Source organism: Pseudenhygromyxa sp. WMMC2535 (assembly GCF_011083025.2).
Window position 1 is genome coordinate 243,969 of sequence record NZ_JABJWV010000001.1, and the last position, 14,647, is coordinate 258,615.

The following is a 14,647-nucleotide window of genomic DNA, read 5'->3' on the forward strand; positions in this document are numbered from 1 at the left end:
GCCGCGCCATGGCCGAGCTGCCCACGATCTACCCGGTGACGCTGAAGACGGATCGCCTGACCCTGCGCGAGCTGGCGGTCGAGGACTGGCGAGACGCCCGGGCCATCGACGGCGACCCCGAGGTGACTCGCTACCAGTCTTCCGACGTGAAGGACGAGGCGGAGAGCCGGACCTACTTGGAGCGCAGCGTCGCCCAGGCCCAGGCTCAGCCGCGGCGGGTCTACGATCTCGCGATCACCATGGGAGACGAGGACCGCTTCCTGGGCCGCGTGGGCCTGGGCATCGAGCGGGCCGAGCACCGCGACGCCCAGGTCTGGTACGTGCTCCGTCGAGATCTGTGGGGCAAGGGGATCGTCAGCGAGGCCGTGACGACGATCCTCGGCTTTGGCTTCGACACCCTCGGCCTGCATCGGATCTGGGGAGACATCGACCCCCGCAACCCCGCGTCGGCGCGGGTGCTCGAGAAGCAAGGCATGCGCCGCGAGGCCCACCTGCGCGAGAACTGGTGGCTGAGCGGCGAGTGGTGTGACTCGTGGATCTACGCGCTGCTCGAGCAAGAGTGGCGCGGCCGCTCCTAGCCCCCACACATCGCGGCGGCTCGCGGGCTTGGCGCAGCATTTTTCATCCCACGGTCGCGGCGGCTCGGCATGGCTCGCCAAGATCGCGGGCGATCCAGCTGAGAGCAGACTCACCTCTGTTTGGCCTCGCCCTGAGATAGGGTGCCGGCGAGGAACCCCATGGACGTCAAGCAGATCTTCGACGAGATGCCGCGCCGCTACAAAGCGGGCTCGGCCGACAAACCGGCCGTCTACTACTTCTCCATCGACAACCACAAGTACACGGTCAAGGTCGGGGACAGCTGCGTCGTCGAGGCGGGCAAGACCGTCGACAACGCGGACGTGATCCTCAAGACCGACGAGAAGATCTTCGTGAACATGGTGGTCAAGGGCAAGCTGCCGGGGCCCATCGACATCGCCCGGGGCAAGATCAAGACCAACGACCCGGCTGGGCTGCAGAAGCTCAAGCAGATGTTCGACTTCGGCTAAGCTCCCGTGGTGCGCGCGAAGCTCAACTTGGTCCCCCTCGCCCTCGTGGCGAGCCTGACCCTCGCCTGTGGCGACAGCGACGACGCGGAGGATGCCCCGGCGGCCGGCGAGACCGCGGCCGGTGAAGGCGACGCTGGCGAGGGCGAGGCCAAGGCCGGCGAGGCGGAGGGCGAGGTCGCCAAGGCCCCCGCCCCGCCGCCGGATCCGATCACCGGGCCCGATCGCTTCAAGCGCTGGTCGCCGCTGCACGCCTTCATGAACGCGCCGATCGTCGTCGGCGAGGTCATCTCGGACGACGAGGCGATCGTCGCCAGCAAGGATGGCCACGTCGGGCTGAGCGTGGACGGGGGCGCGAGCTGGCGCTGGACCAAGGCCGACGATCGCGTCGTCGACGTCACCGGCTACTCGGGCGGGCCCTACGTGGTCCTCTACCCCGGGGCGATCTCGATCTCCGACGACGGCCTGCGCTGGCGCCGGCTCCCGCGCCTGAGCGAGGACGACCTCATCGACGTGCTCGCCGCGAAGATCGGCGTGATCACCATCGGCAAGCGCGGCGGCTGGGCCCGCTACACCCGCGAGGGCGAGGTCGGCGGGGCCGGGTGGATGCCCGACAAGTTCAAGCCCAAGACCCTCGCCGAGCTCAACGGGGCCGTGCTCGCCTGGTCCGGCCGCAAGGGCTACGGGACCACCGACGGCAGCGCGTGGACCGAGCTCGAGGCCCTGCCCCAGCTCGGCGACGGCCGCACCTACCTGACCAGCGCCGGCAGCTGCTCGATCTCCAAGGTCGGCAAGGCCAAGGGCGTGGTCTGCTCGGTCTCCGGCACCGCCTTTGGCATCGGCGAGGAGTTCGCCGTCGAGAGCCGCGGCGCCGTGGCCCTGACCCGCGACAGCGGCGAGAGCTGGATCTCCGCCCGCCTGCCCGTGAACTTCAAGTCGGTCGGCTCGATCTTCGGGCGGCCCGGCGGACCCTACTACGCCGTGGGCAAGGGCGGCGCCGTGGCCCTGTCCAAGGACGGGAGCAGCTGGGTCGACCAGCGCTGGCAGGGCTCCACGGACCTCACCGACGGGGTCATCGACGGCGACAACATGGTGATCGTCGGGGCCAAGGGCACGCTGATCTACTCGAACGACGGCGGCAAGAACTGGGACTATGCCGAGGCCCCCGCCGGCAAGAACTTCAACTGGGTCGGCGCCATCGGCGGCAACTTCCTGGCTAGCGACGGGCGCGTGTTCCTGACCAGCGCCGACGGGACCAGCTGGAGCGAGACCGAGGCCTTCGAACTCCCGGGCAAGCTCGAGCCCTGCGACGACGACGGCCCCCTCGACGGCGAGGCCTGCCGCTACGACGCCGAGATCAGCACCCCCGAGGGGCTGCCCAACGTGCGCGCGCTGACCTTCGACGGCGAGGTCGGCATGGCCATGGGCGACGACGGCCTCGTGGCCCTGACCCGCGACGGCGGGGCCGGGTGGGCCGCAGCCAGCGGCCTGGCCCTGGGTCGCAAGGGCGCGAGCGCCTTCGACGTGGTCGGCGACATCCTCGTCGCGACCAACGGCAGCCGCCTGCTCACCTCCCTCGACGGCGGCGGGTCGTGGTTCGACGGCGAGTTCGTCGGCAAGCCGCGCTTCAACACCGTGATGGTCGTGAGCGACAAGCTGCGCCTCGCCGCCGGCAAGAACACCCTGCTCGCGGCCAAGGCCGACTCCCCCGTGTGGCTGCCCGTGACCGAAGATCTCCCCGCGGCCAACTGGGTCGCGCTCTACCAGGCCTCGGGCATCGTCTACGCCGCGGCCTCGGGCGGCGAGCTGCTGCGCAGCGTGGGCGGCAGCGGCGAGTGGGAGCCCGTGGTCACCGGCATCTCGCGGCCCGTCATCGACCTCGCCGCCGAGGGTGAGCTCGTGTGGATCCAGGTCGCTGGCGGGCGCTACGACCCGCCCACCTTGATGTACAGCGAGGACGGCGGGCGCCACTTCGTGCTCGCCGGCCCCAGCCCCAGCAGCCGGCGCCTGAAGGTCCGCGGCGGCGGCGTCGAGGTCGGCGGTGAGCGCTCGACCGACGGCGGGCGCAGCTGGACGCACGTCGACGGCTACCAGCCCGGCGAGGAGCTCGGTGACGGCAAGAGCCTGGCCGTGCTCTCGCAGTACAAGGCCGACGACCAGCTCGCGCTCTACAGCCAGGCCGAGGGCGAGCTCGAGCGTCTGCTGATCGTCTCGGCGGCGCTGCGCGGCGGCCAGCTCGACTGCGACCCTCAAAGCGGCTGCTGGATGCTGGCGTCGGGCGTCTTGTACCGCCCGCTGGGGCGCTAGAGCGGCGAGGAAGCCCAGCGCGTCGCAGGGTTTTCCACGCACCGCGAGCGCCCCCGCACCCCCGCACCCTGCCCCCACCGTGGGCAGTCGACCCGCCGAGCGCGCGCCTGGAGCCCGTGCAGCAAGGCGGATATCGTCGCGGCCATGGTCTACGCGCAGCGCCGCCGCGCCCTCACCTTCGCCGCCCCCCTCTCCTTTGCCCTCCCCCTCGCCTTGTGCACGCTGACCGGCGCATGCAAGGCCAAGGACCCACTCGACGCCTCGGGCGCGCGCAAGGTCGACCCCGAGGAGCTGCCCAGGCCCGAGCCCATCGCGGTCGACGGCAACCAGCTGCGCGCCGCGGGGGTCGAGATCACCGTGCCCTCGGACTGGCAGCGCCTCGACGAGGACGAGCCCAACTTCGCCTTCGCCTACCGGCCCAGCGAGCACCCGGCCTTCATGCCGATCTGCGCCATCGAGCTGCGCCGCCAGGGCACCGGGCCCATGCCCAAGGGCGTCGTCGCGGCCCCGAACCAGGCCGACGCCTTCGAGCTCGCCGGTGACGAGCAGCTCGACTACACCCACGGCACCTTGCGTGGGCGCGTGCGCACCATCGCCGGCCCGACCCCCGACGCCCGCGTGGTCGTCCACTGCCGCATGCCCCGCTCGGCCGACCAGTGGAAGGGCATCGAGGACGCCTTCGCCTCCCTGCGCCTCCTCGACCCGCCGGCTGCCCTGCCGGAGAAGAACCCCGCCGAGCTCGAGATCGCCGAGCTGTGCACCGGCGCTCCCGCGCGCCGCTCCATGGTCTGCGCGCGCACCAAGACCGGCGCGGTCCACTGCGGCGCGAGCACCAGCACGACCTTGCCCCGGGTCCCCGGCCTCCCCCCGGCCGTCGAGCTCGAGTGCGCCGGCATGCGCAGCTGCATCCGCGACGGCGAGGGCGAGGCCTGGTGCTGGCTCCCCGGCCAAGACCCCGTCGAGCTCACCGCCCTCGGCCACCTGCGCGCCCTCGCAGGCGGCTGCGTCATCGACAGCGCCGGCGCCCCCAGCTGCCCCAGCGCCCCCGCCAGGACCATCGACGCCCTCGAGTTCACCCCGCTGATCCCCCTGGGAGATCCCAGCCACGCCCTGCGCGAGGTCGTGGACCTGCTCCCCGACAGCGACACCGAGCAAGGCTGCGCCCTGCACCAGGGCAAGGTCTCGTGCTGGTCTCGGGCCACCGGCCTGCGCGAGGTCGAGGGCCTCGCGATCGAGGACGCCGACGCCATCGCCGAGTGGACCAACCGCCTGTGCGTCCATGCCGGCAGCCAGTGGACCTGCGTCGCCAAACCCACGAAGGCCGAGACCGAAGCCGAGACCAAGCCCGAGACCTGGACCGTCGAAGGCTGCGAGCAGCGCGCCTGCGGCTGCTCGCTCATCGGCGCCGCCCAGTTCAACTGCGAACACGAGCCCATCCAGCGCATCGACACCCGCCCCCTCGGCCGCATCCACGACGTCGTCGCCATCGACTCCCCCTGCGCCGCTCAGCTCGACGGCACCTTGCTGTGCCGCGGCCCCGCCGAAGGCAGCGCCCCCGCCGAGCAGAGCACCGACGACCAGCTCGCCCACGGCCTCCCCGGCCTCGTCCACCGCCTCGAGCTCGTCGAGACCCGCTGAGTCCCCAAAACCAAGACCAACGGCCCCACGAAGACAAATCTTCGCAGAGCCAACGATCCCTCTCTGGAGGGCGAAACCAGACGGCCTAACCAGACCCCCTCCGGGGGTCACTACGTCAGCACCGTAGACCTCATTCGAAGCCCGTCCCCCTCGCGCAGCGAGGGGGCGTTCGCTGCGAAGCAGCGGACGTGCACGGCCCCAAACGACGCCCCAACGAGGGGGGCCTAACCAGACCCCCTCCGGGGGTCACTACGTCAGCACCGTAGACCTCATTCGAAGCCCGTCCCCCTCGCGCAGCGAGGGGGCGTTCGCTGCGAAGCAGCGGACGTGCACGGCCCCAAACGACGCCCCAACGAGGGGGGCCTAACCAGACCCCCTCCGGGGGTCACTACGTCAGCACCGTAGACCTCATTCGAAGCCCGTCCCCCTCGCGCAGCGAGGGGGCGTTCGCTGCGAAGCAGCGGACGTGCACGGCCCCAAACGACGCCCCAACGAGGGGGGCCTAGTAGTAGCTCTTGGAGGGGACCGAGTCCGCCGAGGGCACGCGCGGCTGGTCGAAGTCCACCCGCGAGGTCACGTCCTCGTTCGCGCCCCAGCTGCTCGAAGAAGCCACGCTGGTGCTCGGCCGCGGCATGCTGGTCGACAGCGGCTTCACGGCCGAGACCGGCGCATGCTCAAGCTCGCCGTTGGCGTTGCCGCCGAGCTGCAGGGCCAGGCGCAGCAGGCTCTCACGGTTGCCCGTGTTGGTCTTGGCGAAGATGTTGTGCATGTGCCACTTCACCGTCGCCCGGCTGATCTCGAGCTCGCGGCCGATCTGCTGGTTGTTGCGGCCGTTGAGCACCAGCTCGAGGATGTCCTGCTCGCGGTCGGTGAGCTTGTGGGTGCGAGCCAGGCGGCTCACCGCCCAGCGCAGCCGCGCGGGGCCGTCGCCCTCGTCGAGCTCACGCAGGACGCTGTAGCCGAGGGCCTCGAGCACCGCGCTGATGCGAGCGGCGTCCTCGTCACGGGCGACGCGGATGTGGACCTGGTTGGTGATGGAGATGGTGGCGGCGGTGGTGGTGGCGGTGTTGGTGTCCATGATGAGCTCCTGCGTTGGAAAGCGAGTGATGAAGATGAAGAAGAGGAGGAGGAGGGAGGCGATGTCGTCGTCGTCTCGACCCGTCGTTTGCAGGGACAACATGCAACCCCGGAGGGCGGACCGTCAGGGACCGCAGTGCAACCGGCGGGTCTCCGCCACGAACCACCAGCCGGTGACGCCCGTCCTCCGTGCTGGCCGTAAACAGGCCGAATTCGCGGGCCCACGCCCGCTCGGTCGGGATGGGGCCCAGCCCGAACGTGGCGTAACCGTCCGTCACCGTCGGGCACCGGCGACAAACCATCGCGCACCGATGCCAGCGCGAAATTGACCGCGCCCGTTCACGCCCATCGGCCGCTCGACCCTCGCTACACAGCACGATCCACAACGAACCCACAATCAGCCAGCCAGCCAGCCGGACGCAGACGACCGAGCACAGACAGACAAACAAAGAGAGCGGGCGACCCGAAGATCGCCCGCTCTCTCTACTCGTCTGTCTGTGCTTGTCGTCTGCGCTCGAGCGCCGCGGCTACCAGGCCTTCGAGGGCACGGCCGCCGCGGGGATCGGATCACTCGCGGGCGCGGCCTTGTGCGGCTCGGTGGCCTGCTCGGAAGGCCGCGGCGCGGGGCTCTCCTCGCCCTCGGAGCCGGGGTCACGGGCGCCGCCGAGCTGCAGGGCCAGGCGCAGCAGGCTCTCGCGGTTGCTGGTGTTGCTCTTGGCGAAGATGTTGTGCATGTGCCACTTGACCGTGGCGCGGCTGATCTCGAGATCGACGCCGATCTCCTCGTTGTTGCGCCCGGCCAGCACGCGCTCGAGGATGTCCTGCTCGCGCCCGGTCAGCTTGTGACGCTGGGCGAGGCGGTTGACGGCCCAGCGCAGCCGCGAGGGCCCGTCGCCCTCCTCGAGCTCGCGCAGCACGGTGTAGCCGAGGGCTTCGAGCACGGCGCTGATCCGGTTGGCGTCGGCGTCGCGAGCAACCCAGATGCGGACCTCGTTCTTGGCGGGGGTAGTAGCGTTCGCGGTGTTGTTTGCAGTAGCGGTAGTGGATTCACTCGACACGGCGGTATCCTCGACTCCTGAGCTCGCGCTCGATGAGCCCGACGGCGGCCGGGCTGTAAAGATGGGTGACGACGGTCCGATCTCGACCGACGGCTTTGTTGAGAACTGCCTTGCTGTGGACCTTGCTCTCGCGCAGACCCAGCAAGCTGATGACCTGTCCGACGCGCTGCGGCGTCACGCCCAGGTGGCGGCGGGCGATCTCGGTGGGGCTGAGCCAGCCGTGACCGATGGTCGGCTTGAGCTGCCACAGCGAGCCGTCGAGGGCGACCTCGGCGGCCACGACCCGGTAGGCCCACACGACCTCGGGATCGACCTCGGCCTCGCGCTCGACGGACTCGCACAGCCCCTCGAGGGCGTCGTACTCCCAGCGCCGACGCTCGAAGTCGAGGCGCTCGCGGGCGACGGCCGCGATCTGGCGCTCGAGCGGCGAGCTGTGCCGGACGCGACGCGAGAGCGCCTCGACCTCCGAGATCACCCGCTCGCGCAGGTGACGAAGCAGGCGCTCCCCTGCCCCCGAGCCCTGACCTGCGAGGCGCGCGACCGCCAGGGCCACGCCCGGCTCGCGCAGGATCAAGCTGCTGCTGGCCTCGACCAGGCTGGCCGGGAGCACCTGCCCGCGATCCTCGAGCGCGGCCTTGAGCTCGGCGAGCTCGAGCTCACCGATGCGCAGCCAGTGCTCGCCCTCGCTGGCCTCGTCGGCCCAGTCGAGCGCAAGGTGACGCGCGAGCTCCGAGGCGCCCAGGCGCAGACCGAGGATCGCCGCGAGCTCGCCGGCGAACCATCCGGGCGCCCCGCCGATATCCAGCGTGGTCAGCGTGCGTCCCTCGAAGCTGCCCACGAAGCAGATCCCCGTCGGGGGTCGGGTGGGCTCGTCCCATGCCTCATCGGCTGGGTGGGATTCGTAGTGTTCTTGGAACATGGCTCGGCTCCGCTCGAGGTGGTGGGGCGTAGGTCCGCGTCGGGGCACGACCACGCCCTCACGCCGGACCACCTTGGGGGGTAAGGGGCCTGACCGTCAGGTACGCGGGAGCAACCGGCGGATCACCGAAGCGAACGGTTCGAAGGCCGCGCGAACCGTTCACCGACCAACCCGAGCGCGAGCCAAATACCCTCCCAGAGCGCGGATCCACGGCCCTATCCCCAATCTCCCCGCGGGCCGCGTGCAGCCCGAGGCGCGGGCCCCCGCCCGCGAACCTGGACGGACGAGCCGACACGGCCCGTCACGCCTCGTCACCGCAAAGCCGGGCGCGAGCGGCGACGTTCGCAGGCTCTTCCTCACCCGCGGCAGGGGGAGGCCCCCGCGTGCAGGGGAGCGGAGATCGTCACCACCCCCCCGCCAGCTGCTAGCCTCCCGGCATGCTCCGACCCAACCTCGACGTCGGCCGCCGCCGCGCCGCCCGACCAAAGCGACGGTGGCTCGCCTTTGGCCTGTGCCTCGCAGCCCTGACCCCGAGCACGGCCCACGCGTGGTGGGACGATGGCCACCGCATCGTCGGCGAGATCGCGGAGCGCAACCTCAGCGAAGACACCCGCGCCAAGGTCCGCGAGCTGCTCGCCGACACCCCCGAGTACACGACCCTGGCCACGGCCTCGACCTGGGCGGATCAGGTCGCCCGCCAGGTCCCCGAGCTCGCCTTCGTCGCGTCGAGCCACTACGTCAACCTGGGCGCGCGCCTGAGCCCGCGCGAGCTCCATCAATTATGCCTCGAGCGCTCGGGCTGCGTGGCCACGGGCATGGCCTACTACGCCGAGATCCTGCGCAGCCAACGGGCCAGCAAGGCCGAGCGCGCCGAGGCCCTGCGCCTGCTCGCCCACTTCGTCGGCGACGCCCACCAGCCCCTGCACGCCGGCCACGCCGAGGACCGCGGCGGCAACGACATCAACGAGCTGCGCATGCTCGAGTTCACCCCCGCCAAGGAGCGCACCAACCTCCACGCGGTCTGGGACGGCGGCTTCGTGGCGATCCACCTCGGCCGCGAGGGCATCGACTGGCAGACCTACGCCCAGCGCCTCGACGAGCGCGTCACCCCCGAAGCCCGCGCGCGCTGGGGCCGGGGCTCGGTCTACGACTGGCTCGAGGAGTCACGGCTGATCGGCGCCGCCGAGGGCTACCTGCACGCCGACGGCATCACCCCGATCCGCTCGGGCGACACCCTGGGAGAGGACTGGTACCAGCGCAACCTCCCCGTCGCCGAGCAGCGCCTCCAGCAGGCCGGCCTGCGCCTGGCCCTGGTCCTCGAAGAGGTGCTCGGCGAAGGCTGAGCCCGCACCCCAGCGCCCCGCGACCGCTCACAGCCAGTCGCGGCGGCGAAAGAACACGAACAGCGCGCTGGCGATCAGCACCATCACGACCAGGACCACGGGGTAGCCCGCGCTCGAGGTCAGCTCCGGCATGTGCTGAAAGTTCATGCCGTAGATCGAGGCGATGAAGGTCAGGGGGATGAAGATGCTGCTGATCACCGTGAGCAGCTTCATGACCTCGTTCATGCGGTTGTTGGCCGTCGACAGGTGCAGCTCCATCAGCGCGTTGGCGAAGTCGCGCTGGCGGTCGAGCTGCTCGCGGACCTGCAGCGCGTGGTCCTGGACGTCGCGCAGCCACACCCGGACCTCCGGCGAGATCGGGCTCTGCTCGCCCTGGAGCAGCGTCGAGAGCAGGCTCTGCATCTGCCGGACCGGGCGCTCGAAGTCGCGCAGCTCGCCGCGCAGCGCGTGGATCCGGTTGAGGTCGTCACGATCGCCGCCGTCCTCGATGATCTCGCGCTCGAGGTCCTCGAACTGCCCGCCGAGGTGCTCGGCGACGGGGAAGTAGGCGTCGACGACCGCGTCGATCAGCGCGTAGGCCAGGTAGTCCGCGCCCATGCTGCGCACGTTGCCGAGCTTCTCGCGCAGGCGCATGCGCAGCGGCTCGAAGACATCGCCGGCCTGCTCCTGGACCGTGACCAGCCAGCCATCGCCGACGATCATGCTGACCTGCTCGTAGTCGATGACCCCGCCCTCGATCAGCCGAACCATGCGCACGATCACCAGGTGGTTGTGCTCATAAGGATCGACCTTGGCACGCTGAGGCACGTTGACCATGTCCGCGAGAGCCAGCGGGTGGACATGAAAGGCATCGGCCAGGCGCCCGAGCAAGCTCGCGTCCGACAGGCCGTCGACGTCGATCCAACGGACCGCGACCTTGTCGGCCTCGCGCTGGGCCTTGCCCATGGGCTCGAGCTGCTCGAGCCCAGGCTGCCACTCGCGGCAGTACTCCGAGCCATAGTCGAAGGCCCGGACGTGCGCGGGGGCGTCGGCCTCGGCGAGCACGAACTCGCCGGGCCGGGCGCCTGCCTGCGGTCGCCGGGCCCAGCGAGCGCGTCGGCGTTTTCGCTGGTTCACGACGACAGCCTACACAGCTTTGCGCCCACGTCCATGGAGTGGCCGTCTGCGCCCTGATAGGCTCGTGCCATGCATGGTCTTCGTCGCTCGCCTCCCCTGATCACGCTGGCCGTGCTCGCGTCGCTCTCATCTTGCGCGAGCGAAGAGCAAGGCAACGACGCCGCCCAGCCCCTGGCCCAAGAGGATGGCCCCCGCGCCCTGGCCGAACAGATCTGCGCGTCGCTCTTCGCCTGCGCGTGCACGACCCACAGCTACGCCGACGAAGCCACCTGCATCAACGAGCAGGTAGCCGTGATCGAGCCGTACATCGCCGCGGGCAAAGGATGGAACGAAGACTGCGCCGGCGAGCTGCTGTGGACCTGGCAGCGCTGGGGCTGCGCCCCCTTCGAGGAGGCGCTGGAGCTCGCCCCGCGCCTCTACGGCGTCTGCTCTCTCTTCTACGGCACGATCCCCGCAGGAGAAACCTGCGAATACGACACGCAGTGGTACAGCCCCTGCGCCCGGGGTCTGACCTGTCAGGACAACCTGTGCGCGCCCGCGCCAGCGCTCCCCGTCCGCGTAGGCGAGCGCTGCTGGGGCCTGCTCCCCTGTGAAGAGGGGGCCTACTGTCACCGCGGCAGCGAGGCCACCTACACCTGCCAACCCCTGCCCGTGCTTGGCGACGCCTGTGACCCCGGCCTCAACTTCGATTGCGGCAACACGGGCGAGCTGATGTGTGACATCGACTCGCTGACCTGCCAGCCGGCCCCGGGTGAAGGCGAGTCCTGCGAGGAAACCTTCACCTGCGGCCCGGAGCTCTACTGTGACGGCGGGCTGGGGCTCACCTGCCAGCCCACCCGAACCCTGGGGGAGGGATGCAGCACCAGCGCGGTCTGTGCTGGCTCGGCGTCCTGTGTTGGGAACACCTGCGTCGCGGATCCTGCCCTCGCTTGCAACTTGGTCTATTGAGAGTTGACCGCCCAAGGGGGGCATGTCAGAAGCACAGGGGTGGAGACGATCGGCGCCTACACTCTGCTCCGTCGCATCGGTGAAGGGGGCATGGGCGAGGTCTGGCTCGGCCAGCGGCGCACCTCCGTCGGGGCAAAGAAGCTCGTAGCGATCAAGCTGCTCGCCCGCCGCCACCTCGAGGCCGAAGGTCTACGCAAGCTCTTCGTCCAGGAGGCTCGGCTCTCGATGAAGCTCAGCCACTCGAACATCGTGCAGGTGTTCGACGTGGTCGAAGACGGCGAGCGCTGCGCCATGGTCATGGAGTGGGTCGACGGCCTCGATCTCGCCCAGCTCTGCGCCCGCATGCGCGCCGTCGGACAGCGCCTCAGCGAGGTCCAGAGCGCCTTCATCATCGCCAAGCTGCTGCGCGCCCTCACCTACGCCCACGAGCTCGACCATCGCGGCCGCAAGGGCCAGATCATCCACCGCGACGTCTCACCGCAAAACGTGATGCTCTCCGTCGGCGGCGAGGTCAAGCTGATGGACTTCGGCATCGCGCGGTTGTCGAGCGAAGACAGCAGCAGCAACCTCGTCAGAGGCAAGCCGCGCTACATGCCGCCGGAGCAGCTCGCCGGTAGCTCCCGCGAGCCCACCATCGACCTCTTCGCCGTCGGCGCGATCCTCCACGAGCTCCTCGACAACCGAAAGTTTCGCTCCCAGGCCGACGACGACGGCCAGCTCTACGGGATGATCCTGCGCGGAGAGGTCCCGCCCCTCGGAGTCGCGGTCCCCCCCGAACTCGACGCGCTACGCCGCGACCTGCTCGCGCCCGATCCCCGCGAGCGCCTCGCCAGCGCCCGCGAGGCCCTCGAGCGCCTCGACAACTGGTCGGGGATGCGCGACCTCAGTTTCCAGCTCGAGACCCTGGTCCGCGAATTCGTCGACCTCGGCCCGCGGCCCTCGGCCCTCGCCGTCGACATCCCCACGAGCGAAGCAGACGCCACGCACCTCGCCGCCTCGCATTCCGAGTCACTCGCCCTCGGCGACGCGACTCCGCCTCCGCTGGCGACCCTCACCCCCAGCCAGCCGGCCACCAGCGCCCACGAGACCGAGACCCTCGACCCCGAGACCATCGCCGAGAATCTCGAGGCCTCGAAGGCCCCGAAGCCCGAGGACTCCGCGCCCCCTCCAGACACCCCACCGGCCCCACCGACCGCACCTCACCCTCTCGGGCGCGCCCTCCCCAGCAAACCACGCCAGTGGACCATCGCCTTGACCCTCGGCGGCGTGTTCATCGTGCTCCTCACCCTCACCTTGGTCTCGCTCGCTCGCCACGACGACACACCGACTGCGCCTCGCCCTCAGCCGCACTGGTCGCCCTGCCAGACCGCCCACCATCACCAGACCTGCGCCGAGCTATGCGGCGCGGTCGGTGAGGCCTGCGTCCCCGGAGGCTGCTCGGCCGACGAGCAAGGCTGCTCGTCTTGGTTTTGCGCGCAGGCCACCTTCGGCGTGGGGCTCAGCGAAAACCGGTGCATGGATCCCAACATGTCGGTGCTGGCCACCTGCGAAGCTCCGCTCGACTGGACGATCAACACCCACGCTCGCTGCTGCTGCGCGCCGGAGGACTGAGCCCGAACGGCCCCAGCACGGCGTCGCTAGTGTGCGCGCCAGAGGACTTGAAGGGTCTCAGGCGCCGGACCGCCGGTTGCTGACGAGGCGCGAGGAGGGAGTCTGTCGGGCACAAATGACTGACGAGCAACGAAGTCAGCGGCCAGTGCTCCAAGCCTGGGGCCCTTCAAGTCCTCTGGCGCGCACACTAACGACGTCGCGTCCGCGCGAACACACCACGGGCGATGATCTCTGCGCTCGAGATGACCAGCTCGAACTCCTCGTCGTCGAAGCGCGGCGCTCGACCCAAGCGATCGACATAGACCAGTCCGTAGTAAGCCTGGGGGACGCGCATCGGCGCACACACGGCCGCCCCCTCGAAGCTTCCCCCCTGCTCGCGCACACGCGTCGGCCCACGACTGCGCAGCACCTCGCGGATCGCCCCCTGCGACAGGTCCCTCGGCAACGCCGCGACATGCGGCTGACCGCGAACATGGATACCGCGCGGTCCCAGGCTCGCGCCCCTGAAAAAGAAGAGCACCGCGCGATCGGGATCGAGCGCCAGGACCAGTTCGTCCAGCGCCACGGTCCAAAAGGCCTCCAAGCTCGTATCCTGATCGATCTGCTCACTCAGCCGTCGCACCGCCTGCTCACAGCTCGACTCGCGCCGAGCCGACGACACGAACACGGCGCTATCCTCCACGACCTCGATATCGATCTCGATCGACCCCATGTCGAGGGCATCGACGACGCTGCCCCTCTCGTCGAGCAACGCCAGCTCGGAGAGCTCCGAGACGTTGATGACCCGGGTCGGCTCCGCCCGGTTGCGCGGCCGCGTGTCCTTTCCTTCGAGGACCTCGTTGAAGTAGGGCGCCGCCGCGATCATCTCGAAGCGCAGGACATGGCCGCCAAGCATCACCCGATCCCCGTGGCCGAGGCGCGCCTCCTCCACCCGACGTCCATTGACGCGGACCCCGTTCGTGCTGTCCATGTCGCTGATCACGTGGTGATCCCCCCGCCAACGAAACTGCGCGTGGTGGCGCGAGATGTCATCGTCGACCAGCTGAATCACGTTTCCCGGATCACGACCGACCGTACAGGTGCGCTCACCCAGATAGTACGAAGCCCCGGGCCGAGCGCCCTCGAGCACCCGCAACCACGCCGAGACCTGCGTCTCCCCCCGCGCCTCCTCGCCAGAGAACTCGCCCGCCTCATCCTCGAAGCGCAGCACGTGAGCGCCGACTTCCAGGAGATCACCATGAGCGAGCCTGCGCTCGCGGATCGACGCACCGTTGACCTTCGTACCGTTCTTGCTGGCGAGATCCACGACCACGTGGCCTCCCTGCGCCCACAAAAACCGAACATGCACACGCGATGCCTTTGCATCGACGAGCAAGACGTCGCAGCTGGGATCACGCCCCGCCGTCTGCGTGCGCTCATCGAGGACGAAACACGCCCCGCAGTGCTCTCCCTCGATGATCCTCAGCAGGGCCATGGCTCCCGATTGTCCCATGCCTCGCTCAGCGAAGCCAAGGCTACTTCGCCGTGGACAAGACTCGCTCCAGGGTCCGCCGCCGGCAGGTCACCCGCACAGAAGCTCATCCTCTT

The 14,647-nt window shown here is 69.9% G+C and carries 12 protein-coding genes; 7 read left to right on the plus strand and 5 right to left on the minus strand.

Translation table 11 applies throughout. The features are described from left to right. Positions 1-8: 8 nt before the first annotated feature. The 4 genes from G6O69_RS00890 to G6O69_RS00905 all read left to right on the plus strand — a co-directional run bounded on the left by G6O69_RS00890 (position 9) and on the right by G6O69_RS00905 (position 4,988). On the plus strand, positions 9-578 hold the full coding sequence (locus G6O69_RS00890) for a GNAT family protein (RefSeq protein ID WP_217909741.1): 570 nt from the start codon (positions 9-11) through the stop codon (positions 576-578). Between the two features lie 159 nt (positions 579-737). Further along, positions 738-1,046: a hypothetical protein gene (locus tag G6O69_RS00895; protein ID WP_172301612.1), complete on the plus strand. Its 309-nt coding sequence runs from the start codon at positions 738-740 to the stop codon at positions 1,044-1,046. A 9-nt stretch (positions 1,047-1,055) separates the two neighbouring features. Next, positions 1,056-3,350, plus strand: a complete 2,295-nt coding sequence (locus G6O69_RS00900; protein WP_172301614.1) for a hypothetical protein — start codon at positions 1,056-1,058, stop codon at positions 3,348-3,350. 144 nt (positions 3,351-3,494) lie between these two features. Further along, entirely contained in the window at positions 3,495-4,988 is a 1,494-nt protein-coding gene (locus G6O69_RS00905) for a hypothetical protein (RefSeq protein WP_172301616.1), read from the plus strand. A gap of 502 nt (positions 4,989-5,490) precedes the next feature. Here G6O69_RS00905 and G6O69_RS00910 read toward each other — a convergent pair. The 3 genes from G6O69_RS00910 to G6O69_RS00920 all read right to left on the minus strand — a co-directional run bounded on the left by G6O69_RS00910 (position 5,491) and on the right by G6O69_RS00920 (position 8,042). After that, complete coding sequence (locus G6O69_RS00910) at positions 5,491-6,168, minus strand: helix-turn-helix transcriptional regulator (RefSeq protein ID WP_255215667.1); 678 nt, start codon at positions 6,166-6,168, stop codon at positions 5,491-5,493. Between the two features lie 424 nt (positions 6,169-6,592). After that, positions 6,593-7,123: a helix-turn-helix transcriptional regulator gene (locus G6O69_RS41805; RefSeq protein WP_172301618.1), complete on the minus strand. Its 531-nt coding sequence runs from the start codon at positions 7,121-7,123 to the stop codon at positions 6,593-6,595. Further along, entirely contained in the window at positions 7,113-8,042 is a 930-nt protein-coding gene (locus tag G6O69_RS00920; RefSeq protein ID WP_172301620.1) for a hypothetical protein, read from the minus strand. The genes G6O69_RS41805 and G6O69_RS00920 overlap by 11 nt, the downstream gene beginning before the upstream one ends. Before the next feature lie 437 nt (positions 8,043-8,479). Here G6O69_RS00920 and G6O69_RS00925 point away from each other — a divergent pair, with 437 nt between their 5' ends. Then, positions 8,480-9,385 carry a S1/P1 nuclease gene (locus G6O69_RS00925; protein ID WP_172301622.1) on the plus strand — a complete coding sequence of 302 codons (906 nt, stop codon included), beginning with the start codon at positions 8,480-8,482 and terminating at the stop codon, positions 9,383-9,385. Positions 9,386-9,412: 27 nt separating this feature from the next. Here the strand turns inward: G6O69_RS00925 and corA are convergent, their stop codons facing one another. Then, positions 9,413-10,501 carry a magnesium/cobalt transporter CorA gene (gene corA / locus G6O69_RS00930; protein WP_172301624.1) on the minus strand — a complete coding sequence of 363 codons (1,089 nt, stop codon included), beginning with the start codon at positions 10,499-10,501 and terminating at the stop codon, positions 9,413-9,415. Positions 10,502-10,570: 69 nt separating this feature from the next. Between corA and G6O69_RS00935 the strand changes: the two genes are divergently transcribed. Then, positions 10,571-11,449 (plus strand): hypothetical protein, encoded by an 879-nt coding sequence (locus tag G6O69_RS00935; protein WP_172301626.1) that lies wholly within the window; start codon positions 10,571-10,573, stop codon positions 11,447-11,449. Between the two features lie 39 nt (positions 11,450-11,488). Beyond that, a complete protein-coding gene (locus G6O69_RS00940) occupies positions 11,489-13,060 on the plus strand; it encodes a serine/threonine-protein kinase (protein WP_172301628.1) in 1,572 nt (523 codons plus the stop codon). A gap of 187 nt (positions 13,061-13,247) precedes the next feature. Here G6O69_RS00940 and G6O69_RS00945 read toward each other — a convergent pair whose 3' ends face one another. Beyond that, complete coding sequence (locus G6O69_RS00945; protein WP_172301630.1) at positions 13,248-14,552, minus strand: FHA domain-containing protein; 1,305 nt, start codon at positions 14,550-14,552, stop codon at positions 13,248-13,250. Positions 14,553-14,647: the final 95 nt, after the last annotated feature.

Excerpts from the sequence above, each read along its gene's own strand:
- G6O69_RS00895 (WP_172301612.1), top strand. The coding sequence starts at position 738 with ATGGACGTCAAGCAGATCTTCGACGAGATGCCGCGCCGCTACAAAGCG.
- G6O69_RS00920 (WP_172301620.1), bottom strand. The coding sequence starts at position 8,042 with ATGTTCCAAGAACACTACGAATCCCACCCAGCCGATGAGGCATGGGAC.
- G6O69_RS00935 (WP_172301626.1), top strand. The coding sequence starts at position 10,571 with ATGCATGGTCTTCGTCGCTCGCCTCCCCTGATCACGCTGGCCGTGCTC.
- G6O69_RS00925 (WP_172301622.1), top strand. The coding sequence starts at position 8,480 with ATGCTCCGACCCAACCTCGACGTCGGCCGCCGCCGCGCCGCCCGACCA.
- G6O69_RS00905 (WP_172301616.1), top strand. The coding sequence starts at position 3,495 with ATGGTCTACGCGCAGCGCCGCCGCGCCCTCACCTTCGCCGCCCCCCTC.
- G6O69_RS00910 (WP_255215667.1), bottom strand. The coding sequence starts at position 6,168 with ATGTTGTCCCTGCAAACGACGGGTCGAGACGACGACGACATCGCCTCC.
- G6O69_RS00945 (WP_172301630.1), bottom strand. The coding sequence starts at position 14,552 with ATGGGACAATCGGGAGCCATGGCCCTGCTGAGGATCATCGAGGGAGAG.
- G6O69_RS00890 (WP_217909741.1), top strand. The coding sequence starts at position 9 with ATGGCCGAGCTGCCCACGATCTACCCGGTGACGCTGAAGACGGATCGC.